The organism is Arthrobacter sp. SPT-J7 (assembly GCF_059089965.1).
On sequence record NZ_JBNHFF010000010.1, the window covers coordinates 49,718 to 74,979 of the forward strand.

At 68.3% G+C, this 25,262-nt stretch carries 25 protein-coding genes; 4 read left to right on the top strand and 21 right to left on the bottom strand.

Going from position 1 to position 25,262, the window contains the following annotated elements:
* Positions 1-54: 54 nt before the first annotated feature.
* From AC5RWX_RS15350 to AC5RWX_RS15365, 4 genes are all read right to left on the bottom strand, one after another.
* Entirely contained in the window at positions 55-2,916 is a 2,862-nt protein-coding gene (locus AC5RWX_RS15350; RefSeq protein WP_493939753.1) for an FtsK/SpoIIIE family DNA translocase, read from the bottom strand.
* A gap of 74 nt (positions 2,917-2,990) precedes the next feature.
* Positions 2,991-4,682 carry a ribonuclease J gene (locus AC5RWX_RS15355; protein ID WP_493939752.1) on the bottom strand — a complete coding sequence of 564 codons (1,692 nt, stop codon included), beginning with the start codon at positions 4,680-4,682 and terminating at the stop codon, positions 2,991-2,993.
* Positions 4,679-5,602 (bottom strand): 4-hydroxy-tetrahydrodipicolinate synthase, encoded by a 924-nt coding sequence (gene dapA / locus AC5RWX_RS15360; protein ID WP_493939751.1) that lies wholly within the window; start codon positions 5,600-5,602, stop codon positions 4,679-4,681. The genes AC5RWX_RS15355 and dapA overlap by 4 nt, the downstream gene beginning before the upstream one ends.
* Before the next feature lie 120 nt (positions 5,603-5,722).
* Entirely contained in the window at positions 5,723-6,523 is an 801-nt protein-coding gene (locus AC5RWX_RS15365) for an alpha/beta fold hydrolase (RefSeq protein WP_493939806.1), read from the bottom strand.
* Between the two features lie 120 nt (positions 6,524-6,643).
* On the opposite strand from AC5RWX_RS15365, the gene AC5RWX_RS15370 reads away from it, so the two are divergent.
* Positions 6,644-7,828, top strand: coding sequence for a heparan-alpha-glucosaminide N-acetyltransferase domain-containing protein (locus AC5RWX_RS15370; protein ID WP_493939750.1), 1,185 nt, complete (start codon positions 6,644-6,646; stop codon positions 7,826-7,828).
* A gap of 44 nt (positions 7,829-7,872) precedes the next feature.
* On the opposite strand, the gene AC5RWX_RS15375 is transcribed toward AC5RWX_RS15370, so the two are convergent.
* The 10 genes from AC5RWX_RS15375 to AC5RWX_RS15420 form a co-directional block, all read right to left on the bottom strand.
* Positions 7,873-8,373, bottom strand: coding sequence for a tetratricopeptide repeat protein (locus AC5RWX_RS15375; RefSeq protein WP_493939749.1), 501 nt, complete (start codon positions 8,371-8,373; stop codon positions 7,873-7,875).
* Positions 8,370-9,125 (bottom strand): 4-hydroxy-tetrahydrodipicolinate reductase, encoded by a 756-nt coding sequence (gene dapB, locus AC5RWX_RS15380; RefSeq protein ID WP_493939748.1) that lies wholly within the window; start codon positions 9,123-9,125, stop codon positions 8,370-8,372. Before dapB ends, AC5RWX_RS15375 begins: the two co-directional genes overlap by 4 nt.
* Before the next feature lie 16 nt (positions 9,126-9,141).
* Positions 9,142-9,570, bottom strand: a complete 429-nt coding sequence (locus AC5RWX_RS15385; RefSeq protein WP_493939747.1) for a molybdenum cofactor biosynthesis protein MoaE — start codon at positions 9,568-9,570, stop codon at positions 9,142-9,144.
* A complete protein-coding gene (locus tag AC5RWX_RS15390) occupies positions 9,567-10,109 on the bottom strand; it encodes a MogA/MoaB family molybdenum cofactor biosynthesis protein (protein WP_493939805.1) in 543 nt (180 codons plus the stop codon). Before AC5RWX_RS15390 ends, AC5RWX_RS15385 begins: the two co-directional genes overlap by 4 nt.
* A complete protein-coding gene (gene moaC, locus AC5RWX_RS15395) occupies positions 10,097-10,573 on the bottom strand; it encodes a cyclic pyranopterin monophosphate synthase MoaC (RefSeq protein ID WP_493939746.1) in 477 nt (158 codons plus the stop codon). Before moaC ends, AC5RWX_RS15390 begins: the two co-directional genes overlap by 13 nt.
* Complete coding sequence (locus AC5RWX_RS15400) at positions 10,570-11,781, bottom strand: molybdopterin molybdotransferase MoeA (protein ID WP_493939745.1); 1,212 nt, start codon at positions 11,779-11,781, stop codon at positions 10,570-10,572. Before AC5RWX_RS15400 ends, moaC begins: the two co-directional genes overlap by 4 nt.
* A gap of 112 nt (positions 11,782-11,893) precedes the next feature.
* Positions 11,894-12,946 carry a sulfate/molybdate ABC transporter ATP-binding protein gene (locus tag AC5RWX_RS15405; protein WP_493939744.1) on the bottom strand — a complete coding sequence of 351 codons (1,053 nt, stop codon included), beginning with the start codon at positions 12,944-12,946 and terminating at the stop codon, positions 11,894-11,896.
* A complete protein-coding gene (locus tag AC5RWX_RS15410) occupies positions 12,943-13,776 on the bottom strand; it encodes an ABC transporter permease (RefSeq protein WP_493939804.1) in 834 nt (277 codons plus the stop codon). Before AC5RWX_RS15410 ends, AC5RWX_RS15405 begins: the two co-directional genes overlap by 4 nt.
* 65 nt (positions 13,777-13,841) lie before the next feature.
* Positions 13,842-14,669, bottom strand: coding sequence for a molybdate ABC transporter substrate-binding protein (gene modA / locus AC5RWX_RS15415; RefSeq protein WP_493939743.1), 828 nt, complete (start codon positions 14,667-14,669; stop codon positions 13,842-13,844).
* A gap of 1 nt (position 14,670) precedes the next feature.
* On the bottom strand, positions 14,671-15,075 hold the full coding sequence (locus AC5RWX_RS15420; RefSeq protein WP_493939742.1) for a TOBE domain-containing protein: 405 nt from the start codon (positions 15,073-15,075) through the stop codon (positions 14,671-14,673).
* 112 nt (positions 15,076-15,187) lie between these two features.
* Between AC5RWX_RS15420 and moaA the strand changes: the two genes are divergently transcribed.
* Complete coding sequence (gene moaA, locus AC5RWX_RS15425; RefSeq protein ID WP_493939741.1) at positions 15,188-16,285, top strand: GTP 3',8-cyclase MoaA; 1,098 nt, start codon at positions 15,188-15,190, stop codon at positions 16,283-16,285.
* The gene (locus tag AC5RWX_RS15430) at positions 16,286-16,648 is read left to right on the top strand and encodes a MoaD/ThiS family protein (protein WP_493939740.1); all 363 of its coding nucleotides are present in this window, start codon (positions 16,286-16,288) and stop codon (positions 16,646-16,648) included.
* Between the two features lie 81 nt (positions 16,649-16,729).
* Here the strand turns inward: AC5RWX_RS15430 and AC5RWX_RS15435 are convergent, their stop codons facing one another.
* The 7 genes from AC5RWX_RS15435 to truB form a co-directional block, all read right to left on the bottom strand.
* A complete protein-coding gene (locus AC5RWX_RS15435) occupies positions 16,730-18,103 on the bottom strand; it encodes a M16 family metallopeptidase (RefSeq protein ID WP_493939739.1) in 1,374 nt (457 codons plus the stop codon).
* Between the two features lie 2 nt (positions 18,104-18,105).
* Positions 18,106-20,346, bottom strand: coding sequence for a polyribonucleotide nucleotidyltransferase (locus tag AC5RWX_RS15440; RefSeq protein ID WP_493939803.1), 2,241 nt, complete (start codon positions 20,344-20,346; stop codon positions 18,106-18,108).
* Positions 20,347-20,656: 310 nt separating this feature from the next.
* Positions 20,657-20,926 carry a 30S ribosomal protein S15 gene (gene rpsO, locus AC5RWX_RS15445; RefSeq protein WP_493939738.1) on the bottom strand — a complete coding sequence of 90 codons (270 nt, stop codon included), beginning with the start codon at positions 20,924-20,926 and terminating at the stop codon, positions 20,657-20,659.
* Between the two features lie 162 nt (positions 20,927-21,088).
* Positions 21,089-22,090: a bifunctional riboflavin kinase/FAD synthetase gene (locus tag AC5RWX_RS15450; protein ID WP_493957307.1), complete on the bottom strand. Its 1,002-nt coding sequence runs from the start codon at positions 22,088-22,090 to the stop codon at positions 21,089-21,091.
* Between the two features lie 29 nt (positions 22,091-22,119).
* Positions 22,120-22,593, bottom strand: a complete 474-nt coding sequence (locus AC5RWX_RS15455) for a hypothetical protein (protein WP_493939736.1) — start codon at positions 22,591-22,593, stop codon at positions 22,120-22,122.
* Positions 22,590-22,961, bottom strand: a complete 372-nt coding sequence (locus tag AC5RWX_RS15460) for a hypothetical protein (protein WP_493939735.1) — start codon at positions 22,959-22,961, stop codon at positions 22,590-22,592. Before AC5RWX_RS15460 ends, AC5RWX_RS15455 begins: the two co-directional genes overlap by 4 nt.
* Positions 22,961-23,869: a tRNA pseudouridine(55) synthase TruB gene (truB, locus tag AC5RWX_RS15465; protein WP_493939734.1), complete on the bottom strand. Its 909-nt coding sequence runs from the start codon at positions 23,867-23,869 to the stop codon at positions 22,961-22,963. Before truB ends, AC5RWX_RS15460 begins: the two co-directional genes overlap by 1 nt.
* A 218-nt stretch (positions 23,870-24,087) precedes the next feature.
* Between truB and AC5RWX_RS15470 the strand changes: the two genes are divergently transcribed.
* Positions 24,088-25,209 carry a ScyD/ScyE family protein gene (locus AC5RWX_RS15470; protein ID WP_494097598.1) on the top strand — a complete coding sequence of 374 codons (1,122 nt, stop codon included), beginning with the start codon at positions 24,088-24,090 and terminating at the stop codon, positions 25,207-25,209.
* Positions 25,210-25,262 lie beyond the last annotated feature (53 nt).

A 25,262-nucleotide genomic window follows, 5' to 3' on the forward strand; every position in this document is an offset into this window, starting at 1 on the left:
AGCGGGTCTCCACGCGGGCCTGACGGCCCTTGGTCGACCACCGGAGGGCGGTCGTCACCTCCCGGTCAGGTTCCAGGCGTCCTCGGACCCGGCATCGTCCTCGTCGCCGTCGTAATAATCCACCGCCTGCGCCCGCGCGTCGAGGTCCTCAGCGACCAGGTCGCGCGGGCCATCGAACCCATGGTTGGCGTTGGCATTGTCCGCCAGCGCCTCGGTCAGCGGGTCCGCGGCCCCGGCCTCGCCGGGGGCAGCGGCTGCCGGCTCGTCGCCCCGGATGGCGGCAAGCGTCGCGGCGAGGTCGTCCGGCTTGACCAGCACGTCGCGGGCCTTGGAGCCCTCGGACGGACCCACTACTCCCCGGGATTCCAGCAGGTCCATCAGGCGGCCGGCCTTGGCAAAGCCGACGCGCAGTTTCCGCTGGAGCATCGAGGTGGAACCGAACTGGGTGGTGACCACCAGTTCGGTGGCCTGCAGCAGCACGTCCAGATCGTCGCCGATGTCGTCGTCGATCTGCTTCTTCGGCGCCTCGACGGCGACGTCGTCGCGGTAGACCGCCTGCAATTGCCCCTTGACGTGTTCAACGACCTTATGGATTTCCGACTCGGAAACCCAGGCGCCCTGCACACGCATCGGCTTGCTGGCACCCATTGGCAGGAACAACGCGTCGCCCTGGCCGATCAGCTTCTCCGCGCCGGGCTGGTCCAGCACCACGCGGGAGTCGGTCACCGACGAGGTGGCGAAGGCCATCCGGGACGGGACGTTGGCCTTGATCAATCCAGTGACGACGTCCACCGAAGGGCGCTGGGTGGCCAGCACCAGGTGGATGCCGGCGGCACGGGCCAGCTGGGTGATGCGGACAATCGAGTCCTCGACGTCCCGCGGGGCGACCATCATCAGGTCGGCGAGCTCGTCCACGATCACCAGCAGGTACGGATACGGCTTGACCACGCGTTTGGAGCCGGCCGGCGGAATCACCTTGCCGTTGCGCACGGCCTTGTTGAAGTCGTCGATGTGCTTGAAGCCGAAGTTGGCCAGGTCGTCGTAGCGCGTGTCCATCTCGCGGACCACCCACTGCAGCGCTTCGGCGGCCTTCTTCGGATTGGTGATGATCGGTGTGATCAGGTGCGGCACGCCCTCATACGCGGTCAGTTCCACGCGCTTGGGGTCTACCATGACCATCCGCACCTCATCCGGCGTCGACCGCATCAGGATGGAGGTGATCATGGAGTTCACGAACGAGGACTTGCCCGCACCGGTGGCGCCGGCGACGAGCAGGTGCGGCATCTTGGCCAGGTTGGCCAGCACGAAGCCGCCCTCCACGTCCTTGCCCACGCCCATGACCATCGGGTGGTCGGTCTTGCGGGCGTTGTTCGAGCGCAGCACGTCGCCCAAGGACACCGTCTCACGGTCGGTATTCGGGATCTCGATGCCGATCGCAGACTTGCCCGGGATCGGTGAGAGGATCCGGACATCGGAGCTGGCCACGGCGTAGGAAATGTTCTTGGACAGCGCCGTGACGCGCTCCACCTTGGTCCCGGGCGAGAGCTCGATTTCGTAGCGTGTCACGGTCGGCCCACGGGAGAATCCGGTCACCTTCGCATCGACCTTGAACTGGTCCAGCGTTTCGGTCAGGGCGTTGACGACGGCGTCGTTCGCCTCCGAGCGCTCCTTCGACGGCGGTCCGGGCGGCAGGAAATCGGACGGCGGCAGCGTGTACGCGACATCACCGGCCAACTGCAACTGCTCGGTGCGCTGCGGGATCGGGGTGGTCGGCGGCTGCGGCTGCACCGGATTGGACGGCACCGTGGGGGCGGCGGAGGCAGGCGGGGCGGCGGGCAGGACCGGCAGCGCTTCGGTGGCCCCTTCGGGGACCAGCCCCTGGTCCCGCTTGATCTTCTCGACCGCCAGCTCTGCTTGGGTGGGCCGCCGCACTCCCGGCGGCACGGCCGGAGCCGTTTCCTCCGGCGGGGCCTGGTCCTCCGGCTCCTCCTTGTCCTCGATCACAGCGGTTTCGAAGGCTTCGTCGAAGTAGAAACCCTCATCGTCCGCGCCGGCTTCTTCGGCCTTGCGTTTGCCGAAAAGTTTGCGCCGCGGCTTGCGTTCCTTGACCGGAGCCTCCTCGGCGTAGAGGTAGCTCTGATCGTGCGCGTCGCGCGGCTGGTAGGGCGCTGCTTCGGCGGACGGGTCCTGGCCCATCAGTCGCTCGTAGAGCATCCGCAGGCGCATGGGGATATGGCGGAACGGCGTCGCGGTGATGATCAGGATGCTGGTGAAGGCCAGCAGCCCGTAGACGGCGACCGGCAGCCACAGGCTGACCGCCGCCAGCGGGGCCGCGAGCAGGAAGCCGGCCATCCCGCCGGCGGCCCACAACGCGTCGAAGCCGTCCGCCAGGGCGGGCTGGCCACCAATCACGTGAGCGAGGCCGGAGCCCGATGCGAGGGCAAGGACCAGGCCAATGGAGATGCGGCTGTTGGCCGGTGAGTCCTCCGGGTGGCGCATCAGGCGCACGGCCATTATCAGCAGCAGTACCGGGAGCACCAACGCCATCCAGCCGAAGGTTCCGCCGGCCACCGCGTGCACCACGTCTCCAAACCAGCCGTCCAAGGCCCACCACTCCACGGTGGCCACGCAGGCGGCCAGCAGCAGCAGGAAGAAACCGGTGCCGTCGCGGCGCAATTCGTGGTCGGGCCGGACATCGGGACCCAGTTTCCGTACGCCCGCTGCCACCGGACGGGCCAGGCTCATCCACAGCCCGTGGATCATCCGCGGCAGCAGCGGCAGCTGCTCCTCGGGGGGCTGCACAGCCAGCACTTTGGTCTTGCTGGAACGCCCCGCTGAGGAGCGCGCAGTAGTGCCTGTACCCTTGCCGCGCGACTGCTGGGTGCCTTTTCGGGCAGGGGAAGTACGAGTCGCCATAGTCGCAAGGTTACCGGCTGAAGCTGCTCATCCCCGGGATTTGGCCCGCGCGGAGCAGTTGCGCCGGACCCGGGTCAGGCCTCCAGGACCACCGGGACGATCATCGGCCGGCGGCGGTGCCGCTTGTTCACCCACGTGCCGATCACCCGGCGCACCACTTGCTGCAGCTGGTACGTCGTGTGGTCCTTGTTGGTGACCACTGCCTCTTCGAGCGCGCTGATGATCTTTGGTTTGATGTCGTCGAAGACCGAATCATCCTCGGCGAAACCGCGGGCGTGGATGTCCGGTCCGGAGACAATCTGGCCGGTGCTGCGGTTGACCACGGTGATGACGGAGATGAAACCCTCTTCGCCCAGGATCCGCCGGTCCTTGAGATCGGCGTCGGTGATCTCGCCAACGCTTGATCCGTCGACGTAAACGTAGCCGCATTCGATTTGGCCGACAATCCGTGCGGTGCCGTCCTTCAGGTCCACGACCGATCCGTCGTCCGCCAGCAGGACGTTTTCCGCCGGCACGCCGGTCTGCTCGGCCAGCCGCCCATTGGCGATCAGGTGGCGGGTCTCCCCGTGTACCGGCAGGGCGTTCTTGGGCCGGAGGATGTTGTAGCAGTACAGCAGCTCGCCGGCAGCAGCGTGTCCGGACACGTGGACCTTGGCGTTGCCCTTGTGGATCACGTCGGCGCCGAGCTTCAGCAGGCCGTTGATGACCCGGAAGACGGCGTTTTCGTTGCCGGGGATCAACGACGACGCCAGGATCACTGTGTCCCCCTTGCCGACCTGGATGCGGTGGTCGCCGTTGGCCATCCGGGACAGGGCGGCCATGGGCTCGCCCTGTGATCCGGTGGACATCAGCACAATCCGGTCGTCCGGGAAGTCCTCCACGTTCTTCAGGTCCACCAGGATGCCCTCGGGAACATTCAGGAAGCCCAGTTTGGCGGCGATGTTCATGTTGCGCACCATGGAACGGCCGACGAAGGCAACATGCCGGCCGTGCGCGGCAGCGGCGTCGAGCACCTGCTGGACGCGGTGGATGTGGGAGGAAAAGGAGGCGACGATGATGCGTTTCTGCACCTGGCCGAAGAGACGCTCCAGTACCGGGCCGATTTCCTTCTCCGCGGTGGTGAAGCCGGGAATGTCGGCGTTGGTGGAGTCGGACATGAACAGGTCCACGCCCTCCTCGCCGAGGCGCGCGAAGGCGCGCAGGTCGGTGATCCGCCCGTCCAGCGGCAGCTGGTCCATCTTGAAGTCACCGGTGTGCAGCACGGTGCCGGCAGCGGTCCGGAGGAAGACCGCCAGCGCGTCCGGGATCGAGTGGTTGACCGCGACGAATTCGCATTCGAAGGGCCCGAACTGCTCGATTTGCCCCTCGGCAACGGTGAGCGTGTAGGGCGTGATCCGGTGTTCGGCCAGCTTGGCCTCGACCAGGGCCAGGGTCAGCTGCGAACCGATCAGCGGAATGTCCTGCCGCATCCGTAAAAGGTACGGGACGGCACCGATGTGGTCCTCGTGCCCGTGGGTCAGGACCACGCCGACGACGTCGTCGAGCCGGTCCTCAATGTAGGAGAAGTCCGGCAGAATCAAGTCCACCCCGGGTTGGTGCTCTTCCGGGAACAGCACGCCGCAATCAACCACCAGCAGTTTCGAGTCGATCTCGAAGACCGCCATATTGCGGCCGATCTCTCCGAGTCCGCCGAGCGGAACGATCCGGAGCGTGTCCGGTTCGAGGGCGGGCGGGGTGCGCAGTTGAGTCAGCGTGGATTCGCTCATCGGGCGTTCAGGGCCTCCAGCGTCCAGCCGGCCTCGGCCAGGTCAGCGCGGACGGGCGCGAGCTCGGCTTCCGACGGTTCCACCAGCGGCAGCCGGACCACCGAGTTGGGCAGGACACCCTGCCACTTCAAGACCTGCTTGGCGGCCACTGCGCCCTGCACGTGGGTCATCACGGCCCGGATGACCGGGTCCAATTCGAAGTGGAGCCGGCGCGCGGTGGCGAAGTCCCCCGCCAGCGCGGCATCGACCAGTTCACGGAACTGCCGGGTGGCCACGTGGGCGGTCACGCTGACCACGCCCACGGCACCGGCCGCCATCAGCGGCAGGGTCAGCCCGTCGTCGCCCGAATAGACGTCCAGGTCCGTGTTGGCCAGGACGCGGGTGGTCTCGCCGTAGTCCGCCTTCGCATCCTTGAGGGCCACGATGAGCGGGTGATCTGCCAGCCGGATCAGGGTCTCCGTGGCGATCGAGATGCCGGCGCGGCCGGGGATGTCGTACACCATGACCGGCAGGCCGATGGCGGAAGCGATGGTTTCGATGTGGGCCTGGACGCCGGCCTGGCTCGGCTTGTTGTAATACGGCGCGGTGATGAGCAAGCCGTCCACGCCGACGGCGGCGGCACGCCGGGACAGGTTGATGGAGTGGCGCGTGTCGTTGGTGGTGGATCCGGCAATGACCTTGGCCCGTCCACCGACTGCCTCAACGACCGTGCGGAACATCGCTTCGTTCTCGTCATCCGTGAGCGTTGATGTTTCGCCGGTGGTGCCGGTGACGACGAGCCCGTCACAGCCGTCTTGGACCAGTTTGTCGGCCAGTTCCGCCGCCTTCCCGTAGTCCACCTCGCCCTCCTCGGTGAAGGGGGTGACCATAGCGGTGACCAGGGTGCCGAAGGTGTACTCGCGAACGTCAGACTCAGCCATAGGGAAAACGTTACCGTGTCCGACGGCCGGATCAGGCAATGGCGCACAAGCAGCGACACAGGGCGGCCGGGCGCAGGAGGCGGCGGCGCCGGCCTGTGTCCGGCCGCCACCGCGGAGGTCTCAGCGGATTGAGTGCACCCGTTCCAGGAAACCCGTCAGCAGTTCGGTGACGTCTTCCTGGGCGGAGAGGCAGCTGGCGTGGTCCAAACCGGGCAGTTCAACAAAGTGTCCGTCCGGCAGCAAGGCGGCGGCCTGGCGCGATTCCTCGGCCCGGGGGTGGTCATTGCTGCCGGCGAGCAGCAAGACGGGCACCTGGATCTGTTGGACGTCGCGCGGATCGAGGCCCGGCAGCGCCTCGCAGGCGCGGAAGTAGGCTGCCAGCGCTGCCGGGTCGTTCGCCAGGAAGGCGTGCCGGGTGGCCGGGTCCACCGCCATGGTGCGGCGACCGTTCCAGCGGCGGATGAACTCTTCCATGCCGCCCGTCTCGAGCGCTTCCAGGTAGTCGGGAAAGAAGAGCTTGCCGACCTGGCCGGCCATGCTTCGGTGGGTTCCGCCGAGCATGGTGAGTGAACGGAGGCGATGCTGCCGGGATGCAGCCATCGCCAGCCCGACCCGTGCACCGAAGGAGTAGCCGAAGTAATGCGTGCTCTGCAGCCCGCAGGCGTCCAGCACCGCTTCGACGTCGCCGATGAAGCGCTCCATCGTGTAGGCGTCATCACCGTGCGGTTTGTCACTGCGGCCATGCCCGCGCATGTCCAGCGTGACCACCCGGTACCGCGGCTTCAGCGCGCGCTGATAGCCCAGTCCCCGCCAGGCGGCCTTGGACAACGCCGTGCCGTGGACCAACAGCAGCGGTTCGCCGGTGCCGGTGTCCTCATAAGCCAACCGCACGCCGTCGTACTCATTGACGGCGAATCCCATCACGGCCGCTCCCTGGCCGCCGGCGAACAGTTTGCGAAGGTGTCCATTCCCTCACGGTATCGCGTGCCGGCCGCGGATTTCCCCACCGGCCCTCCGGCCCGGCTGTGAGAATATCGGTGCATGCCCTCTGCTCCCGCCGGCCAACGGATTGCCGGGATCGACGCCGCCCGCGGCATCGCCCTGCTGGGCATGATGGCTACGCACATCTTTGCGCCGTGGACTGCCGGGACGGATCCGGAGCCGAATTTTGTTGGCCTGGTGTTGTCCGGGCGGGCCTCGGCGCTGTTCGCGGTCCTGGCCGGGGTGGGGCTGGCGCTGCTGTCCGGCGGCAGCCGCGGCCATCAGGGCGGCAGCCTGGCTGCCGACCGCGGCGGCATTGCGGTGCGCGCCCTGCTGATCGCGACGGTCGGCATGATGCTGGGCACGCTGGAAGTGAACGTGGCGGTGATCCTGGTCCACTATGCCGTGCTGTTCCTGTGTGCGCTGCCGTTCCTCCAGCTGCGCCGCCGGGTGCTGGCGCTGTGGGCCGCCGGGTGGATCCTCCTCTCCCCGGCGCTGGCGCACCTGCTGCGCCCGGTGGCGGAGGCTGCCGTGGACCCGGCTGAACTGGGCCACAATCCCATGGTCTACGACCTGCTGATGCCCGCTACGCTGCTCAGCGACCTTTTCCTGACCGGCTATTACCCGGTGCTGCAATGGCTCGGCTACCTCCTCGCCGGCTTGCTGATCGGCCGGCTGGGCCTGCAGCGCACCGGCGTGCAGCTGGGGCTGCTGGCCGTGGGCGCAGTGCTGGCGGTGGCAGCCAAAGCCGGTTCCTGGCTGGTGATGGACCGGCTGGGGGGTTATGCCGAAGTAGCGGCCACCGAGCCGGCACAACGGGCGGACTTCGACCTGGTGTACCAGGTGAACATGAGCTGGGTCGAGCAGCGCGGCTCGTGGTGGTGGCTGGGCGGTGCGTCGCCGCACTCCGGAACGAGCTTCGATCTCCTGCACACGGTGGGCACCTCGGCCGTGGTCCTGGCGGTATGCCTGCTGCTGACCTCGCGGCTGCCGTGGCTGCTGCTGCCGCTCTCGGGCGCCGGCGCCATGACCCTGACGCTCTACTCCGCCCATGTCTGGGTCCTCAGCGCGCTGCCCCCGGACACTCCGGATCTGCCGGTGTACCTGTGGCAGGCGGTCGCGGCGATAGCCATCGGGATGGTCTTCCATGCCCTGGGCTGGCGCGGACCGTTCGAACTGGTGACTTCCACCGCGTCCAGGCTCACCCGCGACGCGCTGCGGCCTGCCGGCAGTCGGTCCCGCTGAGCGGACGTACCGGCAGCCGGTGCAGGCAGGCAGCAGCCCTCCGGTCAGGAGCGGCTGAGTCCAATCGCGTGCCGCATCGACTCGCGGGCCCGCTTGCGGTCCCCGGCCGCGTCGTAGGCACAGGAGAGGCGGAACCAACTGCGCCAGTCGTCCGGCGCTGCTTCGGCCTCGGCCTTGTATTTGAGGAACTCCTGGTCAGCCGCTTCCCGGACAATCCGCCCGCCGGGCGTGCGCGGCAGATTGTCCACCGGCAGGCCGCCTTCGGCTTCCAGCGTCCGGGCCAGCTTGGACATCCTGGAGCCGAAGAGCAATTCCCGGCTCAGCGCCCAGGCACCGACGATGGGCAGGATCACCAGGGCCACGCCCAGTCCTTTGGCCACCAGATCCGGTTCGCTGAGCATCAGCCAGGCCCGCTGCAGGGTGGCCAGCAGATAGCCCACCAGCAGGACGATGATCACGCCGACCCAGGTCTTGGCCCCGTGCCGGGCGTACCAGCCGACGCCGCCGCCGTCGGGCTCGGCGGCCGTGTCTTCAGTGTTGCTCATGAAAGTTCCAGGTACCCGTCCAGTCCGTAGGTCAGTCCGGGCCGCCCTGTGACGGTCCGGACGCCCAGCAGCACGCCGGGCATGAAAGAGGCGCGGTCGAACGAGTCGTGCCGGATGGTGAGCTGTTCACCCGGCCCGCCGAGCAGCACCTCCTGGTGCGCCACCAGACCGCGCAGCCGCACGCTGTGCACGTGCACGCCGTCCACCTCCGCCCCGCGGGCGCCGTCCAACGCCTTGGTGGTGGCGTCCGGGCCGGCGGGAACGCCGGCCGTTTCGCGGGCGGCAGCCACCAGTTGTGCGGTGCGGATGGCCGTGCCGGAGGGGGCATCCACCTTGTCCGGGTGGTGCAGTTCGATGATTTCCACCGATTCAAAGTACTTGGCAGCCGTTGCGGCGAACGACGATGCGAGCACTGAACCGAGCGCGAAGTTGGGTGCGATCAGGACGCCCGTTCCGGGGTGCTGCTCCAGCAGCACCGCCAGCGAGGCGCGCCTGGCCTCGTCCCAGCCGGTGGTGCCTACCACCGCGTGCATGTCGTGCTCGACAGCGAACCGGACGTTGGCCTCGGTGTTCTCCGGCGTTGTCAGATCGATCACCACCTGGGCTCCGGCGGAGACCAGTTCGTCGAGGGAATCGCCGCGCTTCAGCGCGGCCACCAGTTCCAGATCCGGGGCGGACTCGACGGCCGTGACGGCCTCGCTGCCCATCCGTCCGCCGGCGCCCAGCACGGCCACCGCAAGTTGCTCAGTCATGCCCTCCAGCGTATCGCTACTGGCCGATCCCGACCCATTCGGTGCTGCCGTCGGCGAAGTGTTGTTCCTTCCACACCGGCACCTCTTCCTTGATCCGGTCCACCAGGTCCGAGCAGGCGGCAAAGGCAGCGGCGCGGTGTGCCGACGCGACGGCGGCGACGAGGGCAGGGTCACCGATCGCCAGCGGGCCGGTGCGGTGCGCCACCCAGATCCGGACGCCGTCGTGTTCCGCGGCAATCCGGCCGGCCACTTCGGCGATGACGCGTTGCGCGCTCGGGTGGGCCGAGTAGGACAGCGCAGCCACGGCCTGGCCGCCGTCGTGGTTGCGGACCACGCCGCTGAAGCTGACCACGGCGCCGCACTCGGCTGAGTCCACTGCGGCAGCCGCGTCGGCGGCGTCGATCGGGTCGCCCGTCACCGCCGCATACAACACCGTGCTGGTCATGGTTGTCCTTCCGTCTGCTGGGTGCTTCCAGTATCCCCCGGACCCGGGTGGCCGGCGTCGGTATCCCCTTCCAGCTGGGCGCAAATGTGGCCGATCAGCGGATCCAGGGCGGCCAGCCCGTCGCGCACACCCCCGGGAGATCCGGGCAGGTTGACCACAAAGGTGGATCCGGCGGTCCCGGCCACCCCCCTGCTCAGCGCCGCCAGCGGCGTCTTGCTGCGCCCGTAGGCGCGGATGGCTTCCATCACGCCCGGCAGTTCGCGGTCCAGTGCGACGGCGGTGATTTCCGGGGTGCGGTCGTCGGCAGCCAGCCCGGTTCCTCCGCTGGTGACGATGACGCGGGGGCCGGCGGCCAGCATCTTGCGCAGCGCGCGGCGGACCGGCTCGCCGTCGGCGACGATCTGCGGCACTCCGGCGGCCAGGCCGTGGCCGGCCAGCCACGCGGAAATCAACGGCGCACATTCGTCCTCGTAGGCCCCGGCGGCGGCGCGGGTGGAGGCGATGATGATGCCGGCGGTCCTGGCGCTCACAGGACCCAGTCCCCGCTCTTGCCTCCGGATTTGGCCAGCACCTTGATGTCGGAGATCACCGCGTGCTTGTCCACCGCCTTAACCATGTCGTACAGGCTGAGCGCCGCCACCGAGGCGGCCGTCAGCGCCTCCATTTCGACGCCGGTGACGGACCGGGTTTTCACCGTCGCTTCGATCCGCACCGAGTCCGCGGCGGGGAAGAAGTCCACGGTGACCTTGCTGATCGGCAGCGGGTGGCACAGCGGGATCAGTTGCGGTGTCTGCTTGGCCGCCATGATGCCGGCTACCCGGCTGACAGCCAGCGCGTCGCCCTTCGGCAGCGAGCCGGCGGCCAGCAGTTCCACCACGTCCGTCCGGGTGGAGAGCACGGCCTGTGCGGTGGCCTGCCGGGTGGTTTCGTCCTTGCCGCTGACATCGACCATATGGGCCGTGCCATCCTCGCGGACATGGGTCAGTCGTTCTGCATCGCTCATAGCAGCCATATTTCCACGTCCTGGCCGGCTTCCGCGTGCTCGATCCCCACGGGCAGGTGGACCAGCGCGTTGGATTGCGCCATCGCGTGCACCAGATGGGACTCGGCTCCGCCCACCAACCGCACCCGTCCGCCGTCGTAATGGCCGCGCCGCACCTGGTGCTTGGCCGCGGGCGATTCGGCGGCTTCGGCCAGCGGGACCCGCAGCACGGTGCGCGGCGCCGGGGTGCCCAGCACGCTGCTCAGTGCCGGGCGCAGGAACATCTCGAAGGAGACCAGGCAGCTGACCGGGTTGCCGGGGAAGCCGAGGAAGACGGCTCCGCCGATCCGGCCGGCGCCCTGCGGGCCGCCCGGTTGCATCGCCACCGGGGAAAACGCCACGCCTTCGGGTTCGAGCGCCAACCGGACCACTTCGAAGGCTCCCTTGGAGATGCCGCCGGAGGTCAGCACCAGATCCGCCCGCTGGCGGCTCAGCTCGGCGTCCAGCAGGCGCCGGAATTCCGGTGCCGCGTCGGCCAGGATCCGGCTCTCCACCACCTCGCAGCCGGCTTCCCGGAGCGAGGCGGCCAGCATGGCGTTGTTGGCGTCGTAGATCTGGCCGGCGTTCAACCGTCCACCGGCGGCCACCACCTCGTCCCCGGTGCTCAGCAGCAGCACCCGCAGCTGCGGCCGCACCTCGGCGGAGGCCAGGCCCAGGGCCGCCAGCAGTCCAAGCTGCGGCGCTTTCAGCACCGTTCCGGCGGTCAGCGCGAGGCTGCCGGCGGCAATGTCGTTGCCGACGGCACGAATATACCGCCCGGCCGGTGTCTCCGGGAGCCTGACCGTTTGTCCGTCGCGTTCGGTGAGGAACCTGTCCGGCACCGCTTCCTCGATCGGCACGACGGCGTCCGCCCCCTCGGGCAGCATGGCCCCGGTCATGATCGGCGCGGCCGAGCCCGGCGGCAGCGCCGGCGCCGCATAGCCGGCGGGAATCGTCGCCGCCACCGCGAGGTCCGCCCCGCCGGAGGTCTCCGCGCTGCGGACCGCATAACCGTCCATCTGCGAGTTGGCGAACGGCGGCAGGCTCATCGGCGCCGCGACGTCGGCGGCCAGGACACGGCCGTAGGCTGATTCGAGTGCCACCGCCTCGCTGCCGGCCAGGCAGGCCCGCGCAGCGTAGCGGAGCAGTTCCTCAACCTCGGCGCGGTGCTCGGCTACGGTCTTTACCACGGGCCCTCCTTGGTGTGCAGACGGGACTGGCGGCTGGCGGCCATGCAATACCGCCAGGCCCGGACCGCCGCGGTGCAGGGTCTGCTGCCATCCTAGGCGACGCCTGCGCGGCTCACCGGCGGTAGATCGAGACCTCGGCCGCCTTGACCACAAAGTGCACGCGCTCCCCCGGCGCCAGCGATAACTCGGACGCCGCGGCCGGCGTGACCTCGGCGGCCAGCCAGCCGGCCCGGACCGTGACCAGGCCGCCGTGCGGCACCAGTTCGGTCACCGTGGCGGCCACGGCGTTGCGCGGGCTGCCGGCCGGAAGATCGGTGAACAGCGCCACCGAGGCGGGACGGAACGCGGCCGCAGCCGCCTCGCCGGGACGCAGGCCGGCCTCGGCCTCGCCGCTCCAGTGCACCCCGTTGGCGTCCGTCAACCCGTTTTCGGTGGCGGTGCCGGTGACCAGGTTAAGGCCCGTCATCCCCGCCGCGAAGGAGCTGCGCGGCCGGGCGAACACCTCGCGCACCGGCCCTTGCTCGACGATCCGCCCGTCCTCCATCACCACCACCCGGTCGGCCAGCAGCAGTGCGTCCAGCGGTTCATGCGTGACGATCACGGCGCTGCGTCCTGCCAATACCCGGCGGAGCAGCCTGCGCAGCGCCGGCGCCGCGGTGATGTCCAGGGCGGACATCGGCTCATCGAAGAGCAGCAGTGACGGTTCGGCGGCCAGGGCACGGGCCACCGCCACGCGCTGCGCCTGGCCGCCGGAGAGTTCAGCCGGACGGCGGTCCGCGAGTTCGGAGGCGTCAAGTTCGGCCAGCCAATGCCGCGCGGTCTTGTCGGCCTCGGCCCGGGATGCTCCGCGGCTGCGCGGTCCGTAGGCAACATTGGCTCTGACACTCAGGTGCGGAAACAGCAGCGGGTCCTGCGCCATCAGTCCAATGCCCCGCGCGTGGGCGGGCACCCAGCGGTCAGGTTGCTGCTGCCCGGTGCTGAAGAGCACCGTGCCGTCCAGCTGCGCGCGGCCCCAGGCCGGGCGCAACAGCCCGGATATCAGGCCGAGCAGCGTCGATTTGCCGGCGCCGTTCGGGCCGAGCACGGCCACCGTTTCCCCGTCGGCAACGCTGAAGTCCGCCTCGAAGCCGCGGCCCGGGAGCCGGGCGGTCAGTTCCAGCCTCACCGGACGCCCATCGCCAGGGGCAGCCCGGACCTGCGGTGGACCAGCGTGACCACCACGACGGCGACCACCACCAGAACCAGCGACAGCGCCACCGCCGCATCGGCATCGGTCTCCCGCTGAAGGTAGATCTCCAGCGGCAGCGTGCGGGTGACTCCCTGCAGGCTGCCGGCAAACGTCAGCGTGGCCCCGAATTCGCCGAGGCACCGGGCGAAGGACAACACCGCGCCGGAGAGCAGCCCCGGCAGCACCAGCGGCAGCGTGACGGTGCGAAGAACGCGGGACGGCCGGGCGCCCAAGGTTGCCGCGGCCGCTTCATACCGGGTGCCCGCCGTGCGCAGCGCACCCTCCAGGCTCAACACCAGGAACGGAAGCGCCACGAACGTCTGCGCCAGCACCACGGCGGTGGTGGAGAAGGCAATCTCGAGCCCGAAGGCCTCGAAGGTCCCGCCGAGCAACCCGCGCCGGCCGAAGGTGTACAGCAGGGCCAGCCCGCCGACCACCGGCGGCAGCACCAGCGGCAACAGCACCAGCGAGCGGACCACCTGCTGGCCCGGGAACCTGCTGCGCGCCAGCACCAGCGCCATCGGGACGCCCAGCACGATGCACAACGCGGTGCTGGCGGTGGCCGTCCGCAGGCTGAGGCCGAGCGCGGCCAGCGACGCCTCCGACGTGACCAGCTGCGGGAACTCCTGCCAATTCACCCGGGCAGCCATCCCGACCAGCGGCAGCAGGACGAAGATGGCGCCGGCTGCGGCCAGCGGATACAGCCAGTACGGCACCGGGGCCCGCACCGCCGTCGTCGTGTCCTGCACCGCCGTCGTTGTGTCCATCGTCCCGTCCTTTGCTGGTCCGCGGTGGTTGGCCTGCACCGGCGTCGTGCCTTCGGGCGTTGTGGTCACGGCGCTCCGAAACCGTAGTCGGCCAGCGCCCTGCGCCCTTCCGGTCCCGTCACGAGCGCCACGAACGCCTCGGCGGCGGCCGGGTTGGCGCCCTCGGCCAGCCGCACCATCGGGTAGTCATTGACCGCGGCACCGGCTTCGGCGAAGTCGATACCCTCGACGTCGCCCTGCGCGTTCTTCACATCGGTGACGTAAACCAGGCCGGCGTCGGCTTCACCGGACACCACCTTGCCCAGCACATCGGTGACGGATGATTCCTCGCTCACCGCCGGGATCTCTGTTCCGGCCTGTCGGGAAACCTTTTGCGTGGCCGCGCCGCACGGCACCTGCGGGGCGCAGACCACGGTCTTGATCCGCTTGTCAGCGAGATCTGCGAGCGACCTGATGCCCTGCGGATTCCCGTCCGGAACAACGATCTGGAGCCGATTCGTGGCGAAGGTGACCGGTTGCCCGGCAGCCAGGCCGGCGGCGGTGACCTTGTCCATGTTCTCCGGGTTAGCCGAGGCGAACACATCCGCGGGTGCGCCGGAGAGGATCTGGGTGGCCAGATCGGAGGAACCGGCAAAATTGAGCCGGACGGTCACGTCCGGATGGTCGTCCTCGAAGTCGGCGGCGAGATCCGTCAGCACCCCGTTCAGCGACGCGGCGGCGAAGACAATGACCTCGCCGGAGCGTGCGGACCCTGACGCCGGTGTCTGACGCGGCCCCTGCCCTGCAGCCGAACAGGCCGTGGCCATCAGGAGCGCCCCGCCCATCAAGACGGCCAGCAGGCGGCTGCGTCCGGTCCGCTTGACCGGGCCGGGCGGAAGCTCGCCGCGTCCCACGTCAGTCCTTTCCCAACGGCGTCTCGACGGCCACCATCGTGGCCTTCACGACGGCGACGGCAACGGAGCCGGGCTCGATCCCCAGATCGCGCACGGCTTCGGAACTCATCAGCGACACCACGCGGTGCGGACCGCACTGCATCTCCACCTGCGCCATGACCGTGTCCTGCCGGATCTCCGTCACGATGCCGACAAAGCGGTTGCGGGCCGAACTGCCGATGCCGGTGGGGTCCTGCGGCAGGGCCGCTTGCTCGCGGGCCAGGGCAGCCAACTGCGCACCGTCCACCGTGGCCCGGCCGGAGGCATCCTTGTGCTTGGCCAAGGTGCCGGCCTCGATCCAGCGCCGGACGGTATCGTCGCTGACCCCCATAAAACGCGCAGCGTCAGAGATTCGTATTTGCGTCACGGACAGCAGTTTAGTTCCTCAAATGCGGCATGCGGTAGGTTGCCGAGCTGCTGGCCCTTTCAGCAGGCGGGACGGCCCTGCACCGAGCGGCTTCCTCGCGTACCCTCGTGGTATGAGCGTTGACTTGGGCATGCCGCGGATTCCCGGGGCCGCGGCGGCGGGACCTGCGCGCCCCGCGGACGCCGGTACGTCGCTGGTGGACCGCTTCGGCCGGGTGGCGACCGACCTGCGGATCTCGCTGACGGACAAGTGCAACCTCCGCTGTACCTACTGCATGCCGGCCGAAGGGCTGGATTGGCTGTCCAAGGAGCAGATCCTCCGCGACGAGGAGGTGGTCCGGCTGGTGCGGATCGCCGTCGAACGACTGGGCGTGCGCGAGCTGCGCCTCACCGGCGGCGAGCCGCTGGTCCGCGCCGGACTGGTGGACATCATCGCCGCCATCCGGAACAACCACCCGGATCTGCCGGTGTCGCTGACCACCAATGCCCTGGGGTTGGAGAAGAAGGCCGCCGCGCTGAAGGCGGCCGGCCTGACCCGGATCAATGTCTCGCTGGACTCGCTGCACCCGGAGACCTTCGCCCAACTGACACGACGTCCGTTCCTGGACCGGGTGCTCGCCGGCATCGAGGCCGCCGACGCCGCCGGCCTGGGCTTGGTGAAAATCAACGCGGTGCTGATGCGCGGCATCAACGATGCCGAGGCTCCTGCGCTGCTGGACTGGACGGTGGAGCGCGGCTACGAGCTGCGGTTCATCGAACAGATGCCGCTCGACGCCGATCACGGCTGGACCAGGCAGAACATGCTGGCGGCGGCGGAGATCCGCGCGCTGCTGGAAACGGATTTCCTGCTCTCTCCGGACCCGCGCGAACGCGACGGGGCACCGGCCCAGCGGTGGGAAGTACGACGGCGGCGCTCCCCCGACGTCGTCGCCGGCACGGTGGGGATCATTGCCTCCGTGACGGAGCCGTTCTGCGCCGACTGCCGGCGCACCCGGGTCACCGCCGAGGGCAAGGTGCGTTCCTGCCTGTTCTCGCACGAGGAAACGGACCTGCTGGCCCTGCTGCGCAGCGATGCGGGCGATGAGGCCGTGGCGGAACACTGGCGGGGGGCAATGTGGGCCAAACCCAAGGCCCACGGTATGGACCATGCAGGTCTGGGCGGCGCGGACTTCGTCCAGCCGGACCGGACCATGAGTGCGATAGGCGGATAGATGATCGTCCGGTATTTCGGCGCGGCCCAGGCCGCGGCGGGCCTCGAGGAGGAAAACCTGGAGCTGCCCGACGGCACCACCTTGGAAATGCTGCTGCGCGAAGTCGTGGCACGCCATAGTCCGGCGAGCCAGGACCAGGTGGCGAGCCAGGAACGGGTCCTGGCGGCAGCCGGGTCCGGTGGCGGAGCATCTGCCCGAGGCACGGCGGCCGCGGCTACGCCTGCCCGCTCGTCCGCCCCGTCCATGGAGTCCGTGATCGCCCGCAGCAGCTTCCTGCGCAACGAGGTGGCGTGGAAGGACCGGCAGGCGCCGCTGCAGGCAACCGACGTGATTGACATCCTGCCGCCGTTTGCTGGCGGCTAGGCAGCAGCGCCCGGCCTAACCGCGCTGTCCGGGGCCGCGGCCTAACCGCAGGGTTGGGGCCGCGGCCCCGCCTGTCGGGGCCTATCTGCCGAAGTCTGCCGCCGAGTCGAACGGCCCGACGACGGTGACGATGCGGGGTGCCGCTGCCAATTCGACGGCGAGCTCGCGGACCTGCTCGACGGTGACCGCCTTGATCCGGGCCAGCGACTCGTCAATGTCCAGGAACTCCCCGGTCACCAGTTCGGCACGGCCCAACCGGGACATCCTGGAGCCGCTGTCTTCCAGCGCCATCACAATGCCTCCGGATAGCTGTCCGACGGCACGGCGCAGTTCGTCCGCGGTGATGCCGTCAGCCGCAAGCCGGTCCAGTTCGGCACCGAGCAGGTCGATGACCTTGCCGGTTTTCGCCGGTGAACATCCGGCATACATGCCGAAGTAGCCGGCGTCGGCGTACGCGCCGGAGAAGGAATAGGTGGCGTAGGCCAGGCCGCGTTTTTCCCGGATTTCCTGGAACAGCCGGGAGGACATGCCGCCGCCCAGCACCGCGTTCAGCACGCTCATGACGAAGCGCCGCTCATCGGTGGCGTTGATGGACGGGCAGCCCATCACGATGTTCGCCTGTTCCACCGGACGGCGGTGCACATAGGTACCGGAGACCGGGGTAACCGCCGCCGTGGCCGTCTCCCGCCGCGGCGCCGGCACTGCGCCGTCCTCCAGGTGCCAGCCGGCAGTTTCCAACGCGGCGAGCACCTGGGTGCACACCGTGTCGTGGTCCAGCCCGCCGGCGGCGGTCACCACCAGCTCGTCGGGCCGGTAGTAGCGCTGGTAATGGGACCAGACCGAGTCGCGGGCCACGGCCTTGATCGCCTCGGGGGTGCCGCCGATCGGCCGGCCCAGCGGATGATCGCCCAGCACTGCCTCAACGAACTTTTCGTGGCTGACATCCGCGGGATCGTCATTGTCCATGGCGATCTCTTCGAGGATGACTCCGCGTTCCTGCTCGAGTTCCTGCGGGTCCAGCACCGCGGAAGTGATCATGTCCGCGATCACGTCTATCGCCATCGGCAGGTCCGAATCGAGGACCCGGGCGTAATAGCAGGTGCTTTCCTTGGCCGTGGCCGCATTCGATTCGCCCCCGACCTCGTCGAAAGCGGAGGCGATGTCCAGTGCGGTGCGGCGTTTGGTGCCCTTGAAGAGCAGGTGTTCCAGGAAGTGGGTCGAGCCGTGCTGGCCCGCGGCTTCATCCCGCGAGCCCACACCGACCCAGAAGCCGATCGTCGCCGACCGCTGGCCGGGCATTGCTTCGGTCAGGACCCGCACTCCCCCGGGCAGCACCGAGCGGCGCACGATGGCGCCGCCCGGTTCGCCGTGGATCAGCGTGGGGTCGGACCCGCCGAGCTCGGTGGCATCGACATGCTGCATGCTGCCGGCCAGCGGCAGGGCGACAACGGCCATTCTTACTCGGCCGCGGCCTCTTCGGCTACTGCTTCGTCAGCTGCAGCCTCCTCGGCGACCACCGGAGCGAGCGACAGCTTGCCGCGGTCGTCGATCTTGGTGATCTCGACCTGGACCTTCTGGCCCACCGACACCACGTCGTCGACGTTGTCCACGCGCTTCCCGCCGGCCAGCTTGCGCAGCTCGGAGATGTGCAGCAGCCCGTCCTTGCCCGGGGTCAGCGACACGAAGGCACCGAAGGTGGTGGTCTTCACGACCGTGCCCAGGTACCGCTCGCCCACCTCGGGGATCTGCGGGTTGGCGATCGCGTTGACCGCCGCGCGGGCGGCTTCGGCGGCCGTACCGTCGGTAGCGCCGATCAGCACCGTGCCGTCATCTTCGATGGAGATGTCCGCGCCGGTGTCCTCCTGGATCTGGTTGATCATCTTGCCCTTGGGGCCGATGACCTCGCCGATCTTGTCCACGGGGATCTTGACCGAGATGATCCGCGGGGCGAACTCGCTCATTTCGTCCGGCTGGTCGATCGCGGCATTGATCACGCCGAGGATGTGCAGCCGGGCCTCGCGGGCCTGCTTCAGCGCGGCGGCCAGCACGGAGGCCGGGATGCCGTCGAGCTTGGTGTCCAGCTGGATGGCCGTGACGAACTCCGCGGTACCGGCGACCTTGAAGTCCATGTCGCCGAACGCGTCCTCTGCGCCCAGGATGTCGGTCAGCGCCGCGTAGCGCGTCTCGCCGTCCACCTGGTCGGAGACCAGGCCCATGGCGATACCGGCCACCGGGGCCTTCAGCGGCACACCGGCGTTGAGCATGGACAGCGTGGAGGCGCAGACCGAGCCCATCGAGGTGGAGCCGTTGGAGCTGAGCGCTTCCGAAACCTGGCGGATGGCGTACGGGAACTCTTCACGCGAGGGCAGCACCGGCACGAGTGCCCGCTCGGCCAGCGCGCCGTGGCCGATTTCGCGGCGCTTGGGCGATCCCACCCGGCCGGTTTCACCGGTCGAGTACGGCGGGAAGTTGTAGTTGTGCATGTAGCGCTTGCGGGTGACCGGCGACAGCGAATCGATCTGCTGTTCCATCTTCAGCATGTTCAGCGTGGTGACACCCAGGATCTGGGTTTCGCCGCGCTCGAAGATGGCCGAACCGTGGACGCGGGGCAGGACTTCCACTTCAGCGGTGAGCTTGCGGATGTCGCTGAGGCCGCGGCCGTCGATGCGGACCTGCTCGGTGAGGATGCGCTGGCGCACTACCTTCTTGGTCACCGAGTTGAAGGCTGCGGAGATTTCCTTCTCCCGGCCGGCGAATTCGGCGGTTTCGGTGCCGGCGAGCTGCGCCACGACCTCGGCCTTGAAGGCGTCGGCGGCGTCGTTGCGCTCCTGCTTGTCGGCGATCGAGAAGATCTCGGTCAGCCTGGCAGCGGCGGCGGTTTCGACGGCGGCGAAGGCGTCGTCCTCGTAGTCCCGGAAGATCGGGAACTCGACGGTCGGCTTGGCGGCCCGAGCAGCCAGGTCGGCCTGTGCGTCGCAGAGCGCGCGGATGAACGGCTTGGCCGCTTCCAGGCCCTCGGCCACAACCTCTTCGGTGGGGGCGGTGGCGCCCTCTTCCTTGATCAGGTTCCAGGCGTTGTCGGTTGCCTCGGCCTCGACCATCATGATCGCCACGTCGTCCCCGGCGATGCGGCCGGCCACCACCATGCTGAACACGGCACGTTCCAGCTCGGAGTGCTTCGGGAAGGCCACCCACTGGCCGTCCACCAGCGCCACGCGGACGCCGCCGATCGGACCGGAGAACGGCAGGCCGGACAGCTGGGTGGACATGGACGAGGCGTTGATGGCCACGACGTCGTACAGCACGTCGGGGTTGATCGCCAGCACGGTGACCACGATCTGGACCTCGTTGCGCAGCCCCTTGACGAAGGCCGGACGCAGCGGGCGGTCCATCAGGCGGCAAGCCAGGATCGCTTCCGTGGACGGACGGCCTTCGCGGCGGAAGAACGAGCCCGGGATGCGGCCGGCGGCGTACATGCGCTCTTCCACATCGACGGTCAGCGGGAAGAAGTCGAAGCCTTCGCGCGGAGACTTGCCCGCCGTGGTGGCGGAGAGCAGGGCGGTGTCTTCGTCGATGTAGACCATCGCCGAGCCGGCCGCCTGCTGGGCCACGCGGCCGGTTTCAAACCGGATGACGCGCTGGCCGAAGCGGCCGTTATCAATGACTGCTTCTGAGAATTGAATTTCGGGACCCTCCAAGAGAGTCACCTCCGTTTCTTCGAGTGTGCGGAGGCTGCCGGTATCTGCCCAGACCAGCAGGCCGCTTGACGGCCAGCCTGCCTGTACGCCACCCGGTCTTCGATCGAGACCTACGGGCTGCCCGAGGGGCGTCCCGGAAGCCACTACCGAGGACCGCGAATGCCGCGATACCGGAAGTCTCCAGTTGATGTAGTTATCGCCCAGCGGTTTCCCGCTGGCCGTCTCCCGCCACGCCCGAATGGACGAGGTAGGAAAAAAGCGGCTCTTCTGTCCCTGTTGCGATGAGCGGAAGAGCCGCCTCCTTCACTGACTAGCGGCGCAGGCCGAGGCGCTCGATGAGCGCACGGTAGCGCGTGATGTCGGTTTCACGCAGGTAGGTGAGCATACGACGGCGACGGCCGACCAAGGCCATCAGGCCGCGGCGGGTGTGGTGGTCGTGCTTGTGCATCTTCAGGTGTTCGGTCAGGTCGGAGATGCGACGGGACAGAACAGCGATCTGTACCTCGGGGGAACCCGTGTCGCCCTCGTGCGTGGCGTATTCCTTGATGATTTCCTGCTTCAGCGCGGCGTCTAATGCCACAGTAACTCCTAGAAGTTGTGCCGTGAGGCCCGAGTCAGCACTTCGCTGCCGGGGGCTCCGTACCGTCGGCCGGCAACCAGAGACTGCCGGATGCCGAGCACAGAGGGATACAGCCGCCACGGACCGCAGCCGAATCCACCGGCAAGTTTACCTGTTGCGGACTCAGTCTGTCGAAAGCAGGCTGCGGGTACGCGCTACGTCGTCGTGCATTTGGGCGATCAGCGCCTCGGGTCCGGTGTAGGCCACCATGCCGCGCAGCCGCTGCACGAATTCGACCACCACCTGCTGGCCGTAGAGATTGAAGTCGTCGGTGCTCTCCTGCGGCCGGTCGATGACATGCGCCTCGACCCGTCGGCTGGCGCCCTCGAAGGTGGGGTTGGAGCCGACCGAGATGGCGGCGGGCCACCTGGTACCGCCCTGGTCCACCAGCCAGCCGGCGTACACGCCGTCGGCCGGGATCAGCCCGGATGAATGCTTGGAGAGGTTCGCGGTGGGAAAGCCCAGTTCGCGGCCGCGGGCGTCGCCGTGCACCACTTCGCCGCGCATCCGGTGGGTCCGTCCGAGCACTTCCGCCGCCACCGCCACATCACCGGCTGCCAGTGCCTCACGCACCCAGGACGACGAGCAGCGCCGGCTGCCGTCCGCGCCGCCGTCCGCGTCGGCTTCGTATTCCTCGACGACCTCGACGGCGAAGCCGAACTGGCGCCCGAGTTCCTGCATCGTGGTCACATCGCCGGCGTTGTCCTTGCCGAAGCGCGTATCGTGTCCGATCACGACGGCCGTTGCGCCCAGCGTCTCCACGAAGACGTTGCGGACGAACTGCTCGGGTGTTTCGCCGGCCAGCTCCAGCGTGTAGGTCATCATCAGGAGGCCATCCAGTCCGCTGGCCGCCAACGCCTCGACCCGATCTTCCAGCCCCATGATCAGCTGCGGGGCTGCGTCCGGCCGGTGCACCTGGGAGGGATGCGGATCAAAGGAAATGGCCACGGCGTGCGCCCCACGGGCGGCAGCCGTCTCCACCAGCCGGCGCAGCACCTGCTGGTGGCCGCGGTGCACGCCGTCGAAGTTGCCCAGTGTCACCACTGATGGACCAAAGCCACGGGGTACGTCGGCCAGGTCTTTCCAGTAGTGCACAGTGAACTCCTCGTCGGTTGGGCCTTGCATGGTTGCGGCCCCGCCCCGGGCCCCTTCCATTATGGACGATCTTCCGACGGCGTCTGCCCGGCACCCGGCCGGTGCCGCCACAGCCACCAGAGACCGACCACGGGAAGCACCAACGGAACGTAACCGTAGCCTTGGCCGAAGCCGGACCACACCGTGTCCTGCGGCAGCAGTTCCGGGTCCAGCAGGCTGAGGAGCCCGACGGCGACGACGCCCAGCAACTCGATGCCCACGGCGGCCACGGACAGCCAGTAGGAGCGGAGGCCGGACTTGGCCAGCGTGATGGTCGCCAGGATATAGACGACGGCGGCGAAGGCGGAGAGCAGGTAGGCCACCGGTGCTTCGTCGAACTTGGTGGCGATCTGGTAGCCCGCCCGGGCCGTGGCGGACAACGCAAAGACTCCGTAGACCGCCACCAGCAGGCGGCCGAACCCGGTGGCCCGGCGTGCTACCTCCGTGGTGTCCTGGGCCCGCTGGGCCGGCTGCTGCTCCCCATCGGTTTTCATACGACGATCGGTCCGTCCCAAATCTGTTCCATCCTTACCAGCATCACGAAGACAGTCACGGCGGCGGCGCCCAGTACCAGGTTGCTCCACCGGCTGCGGTCGGTGATGGACCACCAAAAGGCCGCCACCGGCACCAGCAGCGCGGTGATCAGATAACCCCAGAATTCCCAGCTCTCCCCGGCGACGGGCTCACCGGTCAACTGCCGGATGATCCCGGCCACGGCATAGACCAGCAGAAACAGCTCCACGGCTGCCAGCGAGAGGATCGTAATATCGTTCGGCCCGTGCTTCAGGATGGCCGCTACCACGCAGATGATGGCAGCCAGCAGCGTGACTACCGCGCCAGCAATGAAGAATCCGTCGACCATCACTTGTCTGCCGCCTCGTTTCCCGGTGCGAACACCAGCAGCGGCTTGGCTTGCGCGTCGGTGTCTTCCAACAGCGCCACCAGTGACCCGTCCGGGGCGAACGCCGCGGTGGCGCCCGCCTCTCCCCCAGCCGGAATCCGCCGACCGTGGGAGACATTGTCGGCTTCCGCCGCGCTGAGTTCGCGGGCCGGGAACAACACTCTGGCTGCTTCGTCCAGAGCCGTGAGCTGAAGGTTTTCCGCTAGTTGTTCCAGCGTCGAGGCGTCTTCGATTCGGAACGGCCCCACTCGGGTCCGGCGCAGGGCGGTCAAATGCCCGCCGACGCCCAGTCGCTGCCCCAGGTCGCGCGCCAGGGCACGGATGTAGGTCCCCGACGAACATTCAACGGTCACGTCCACGTCCTGCACCTTCCCGCCGCGCTCGCGCCGGATGCCGTGGATGTCGAACCGGTGGATGGTGACCGGCCGGGCCGGCAGCGACACGTCCTGGCCGGAACGGACGCGGGCATAGGACCGCTGGCCGTTGACCTTGATGGCCGAGACGCTGCTGGGCACCTGCTGGATCTCTCCGGTCAGTGCAGCGACGCCCTCACGGATCTGTTGTTCGGTCACGGCCGCGGCGATGGTTTCCGCCGTCACGTCGCCCTCGGCGTCGTCGGTCACGGTGGACTGGCCCAACCGGATGGTCGCGTCATAGGTCTTGGTGGCACCGACGATGTAGGTCAGCAGCCGGGTTGCTTTGTTGACGCCCACAACCAGGACGCCGGTGGCCATCGGGTCCAGCGTGCCGGCATGGCCGACTTTCCGTGTTCCGGCCAGTCGGCGCATGCGTCCAACCACGTCATGGCTGGTCCACCCCTGCGGCTTGTCGACGAGGATGAGTCCAGAGCGGAGCAGGCCAGAAGTCACGCCTTTCAGTATATGGCGTCCCGGATGCGGGTCTGCCCTCCGGGCTTAAAGCATGAATCGTTGACAGCCCCGGTGGGCCCCACTAGCTTGAGCTCACTGCGTGCCGCACTCGGGCCCGAGGGGAATGTCAAAGGGCCTACGGCACGGTCGCCTTTTCGGCATCACTTGCGCTCTACCTCCAGTCATTTCATCGGCCTGCGAGACTTCTGAGGTGCTCCGTGAAGATACCAAAACTCTATTTTGCCCTGCCCTTGGTGCTTGGCTTATCGCTCAGCACCGGTTTGCCGCCGGCATCATCCGCCGCCCGCAACAGTCATAGACCACCGGCAACCAGCACGCTGTCCGACGGCCTGCTTTCCCCGCTGAGCCTTGCTGCCGGACGGCATGGGCTCTTTGTCAGCCAGAATTTCGCCGGCATCCTGAACAAGGTTCAGTCCCACGCCGGCCCCAAGGTGCTGCACAGGTCCGGCGGCCCCGAGGTTGGATCCGTCTCCCTCTACCGGGACACCGTCTACTTCTCCGAAGCCGCCGGCGGCATGGACGGGGCACCGAACGAGCAGTGGGTCAAGTCCCTGGGCAACCACCGCAAAGCCACTCCGCAGAAGATCGCGGATGTTGCCGCCTATGAGGCCAAACGGAATCCCGACGGCCGTGTCACGTACGGATTCCGCAATGTGCGGGACCAACGCTGCCTGGACCAGATACCCGCGGGGATCCAAGCCAAGTACAAAGGGCAGGTTGACTCCCATGCCTACGCAACCGCCGCCGACAAGCACAGCATCTACGTTGCCGATGCCGGTGCCAATACGATCCTGAAAGTGGACAAGCGCAGCAAGCGGGTCAGCACCGTGGCAGTGTTGCCGGCGGTAGCCATTCGGGTCAGCGCAGTGCTGGCGGCGGGCATGGGCCTGCCGGACTGCGTGGTGGGCGAGAAATACTATCTGGAGCCGGTGCCTACAGATGTGGAGTTTGGCCAGCGGGGCTGGCTGTACGTCACGGCGTTGCCGGGGGGTCCGGAAGACGGGAGCCTTGGCTCGCAGGGGCGGGTGTTTAAGGTCCATTCGAAAACGGGCAAAGCGGTGCAGCTGGCCAGCGGCTTCTCCGGTGCCACGAACCTGGCCGTGAGTTCACGCGGCGACATCTACGTTGCCGAGATGTTTGGCAACAAGATCTCCGTGGTGCAGAAGGGGCACCACAAGGCGCGGACTTTCCTCGAGACGACTGCCCCGGCTGCCGTGGAGATTCACGACAACCGGCTCTACGCCACGACGCATGCCCTGCCTGACTTCGCCGGGGGAACACCCCCGGCAGGCAAGGTCATCCGGATCAGGCTGCGCTGACGCTTCAGAGAGCCGGTACAACCAACAACGGTGGGCCGCCCGCGCTCTGCAGG

Bases quoted from the DNA above. Each gene is read 5' to 3' on its own strand.
- AC5RWX_RS15350 (WP_493939753.1), bottom strand. From the start codon at position 2,916: ATGGCGACTCGTACTTCCCCTGCCCGAAAAGGCACCCAGCAGTCGCGC.
- AC5RWX_RS15355 (WP_493939752.1), bottom strand. From the start codon at position 4,682: ATGAGCGAATCCACGCTGACTCAACTGCGCACCCCGCCCGCCCTCGAA.
- dapA (WP_493939751.1), bottom strand. From the start codon at position 5,602: ATGGCTGAGTCTGACGTTCGCGAGTACACCTTCGGCACCCTGGTCACC.
- AC5RWX_RS15365 (WP_493939806.1), bottom strand. From the start codon at position 6,523: ATGGGATTCGCCGTCAATGAGTACGACGGCGTGCGGTTGGCTTATGAG.
- AC5RWX_RS15370 (WP_493939750.1), top strand. From the start codon at position 6,644: ATGCCCTCTGCTCCCGCCGGCCAACGGATTGCCGGGATCGACGCCGCC.
- AC5RWX_RS15375 (WP_493939749.1), bottom strand. From the start codon at position 8,373: ATGAGCAACACTGAAGACACGGCCGCCGAGCCCGACGGCGGCGGCGTC.
- dapB (WP_493939748.1), bottom strand. From the start codon at position 9,125: ATGACTGAGCAACTTGCGGTGGCCGTGCTGGGCGCCGGCGGACGGATG.
- AC5RWX_RS15385 (WP_493939747.1), bottom strand. From the start codon at position 9,570: ATGACCAGCACGGTGTTGTATGCGGCGGTGACGGGCGACCCGATCGAC.
- moaC (WP_493939746.1), bottom strand. From the start codon at position 10,573: ATGAGCGATGCAGAACGACTGACCCATGTCCGCGAGGATGGCACGGCC.
- AC5RWX_RS15410 (WP_493939804.1), bottom strand. From the start codon at position 13,776: ATGGACACAACGACGGCGGTGCAGGACACGACGACGGCGGTGCGGGCC.
- moaA (WP_493939741.1), top strand. From the start codon at position 15,188: ATGAGCGTTGACTTGGGCATGCCGCGGATTCCCGGGGCCGCGGCGGCG.
- AC5RWX_RS15430 (WP_493939740.1), top strand. From the start codon at position 16,286: ATGATCGTCCGGTATTTCGGCGCGGCCCAGGCCGCGGCGGGCCTCGAG.
- AC5RWX_RS15435 (WP_493939739.1), bottom strand. From the start codon at position 18,103: ATGGCCGTTGTCGCCCTGCCGCTGGCCGGCAGCATGCAGCATGTCGAT.
- AC5RWX_RS15450 (WP_493957307.1), bottom strand. From the start codon at position 22,090: ATGCAAGGCCCAACCGACGAGGAGTTCACTGTGCACTACTGGAAAGAC.
- AC5RWX_RS15455 (WP_493939736.1), bottom strand. From the start codon at position 22,593: ATGAAAACCGATGGGGAGCAGCAGCCGGCCCAGCGGGCCCAGGACACC.
- AC5RWX_RS15460 (WP_493939735.1), bottom strand. From the start codon at position 22,961: ATGGTCGACGGATTCTTCATTGCTGGCGCGGTAGTCACGCTGCTGGCT.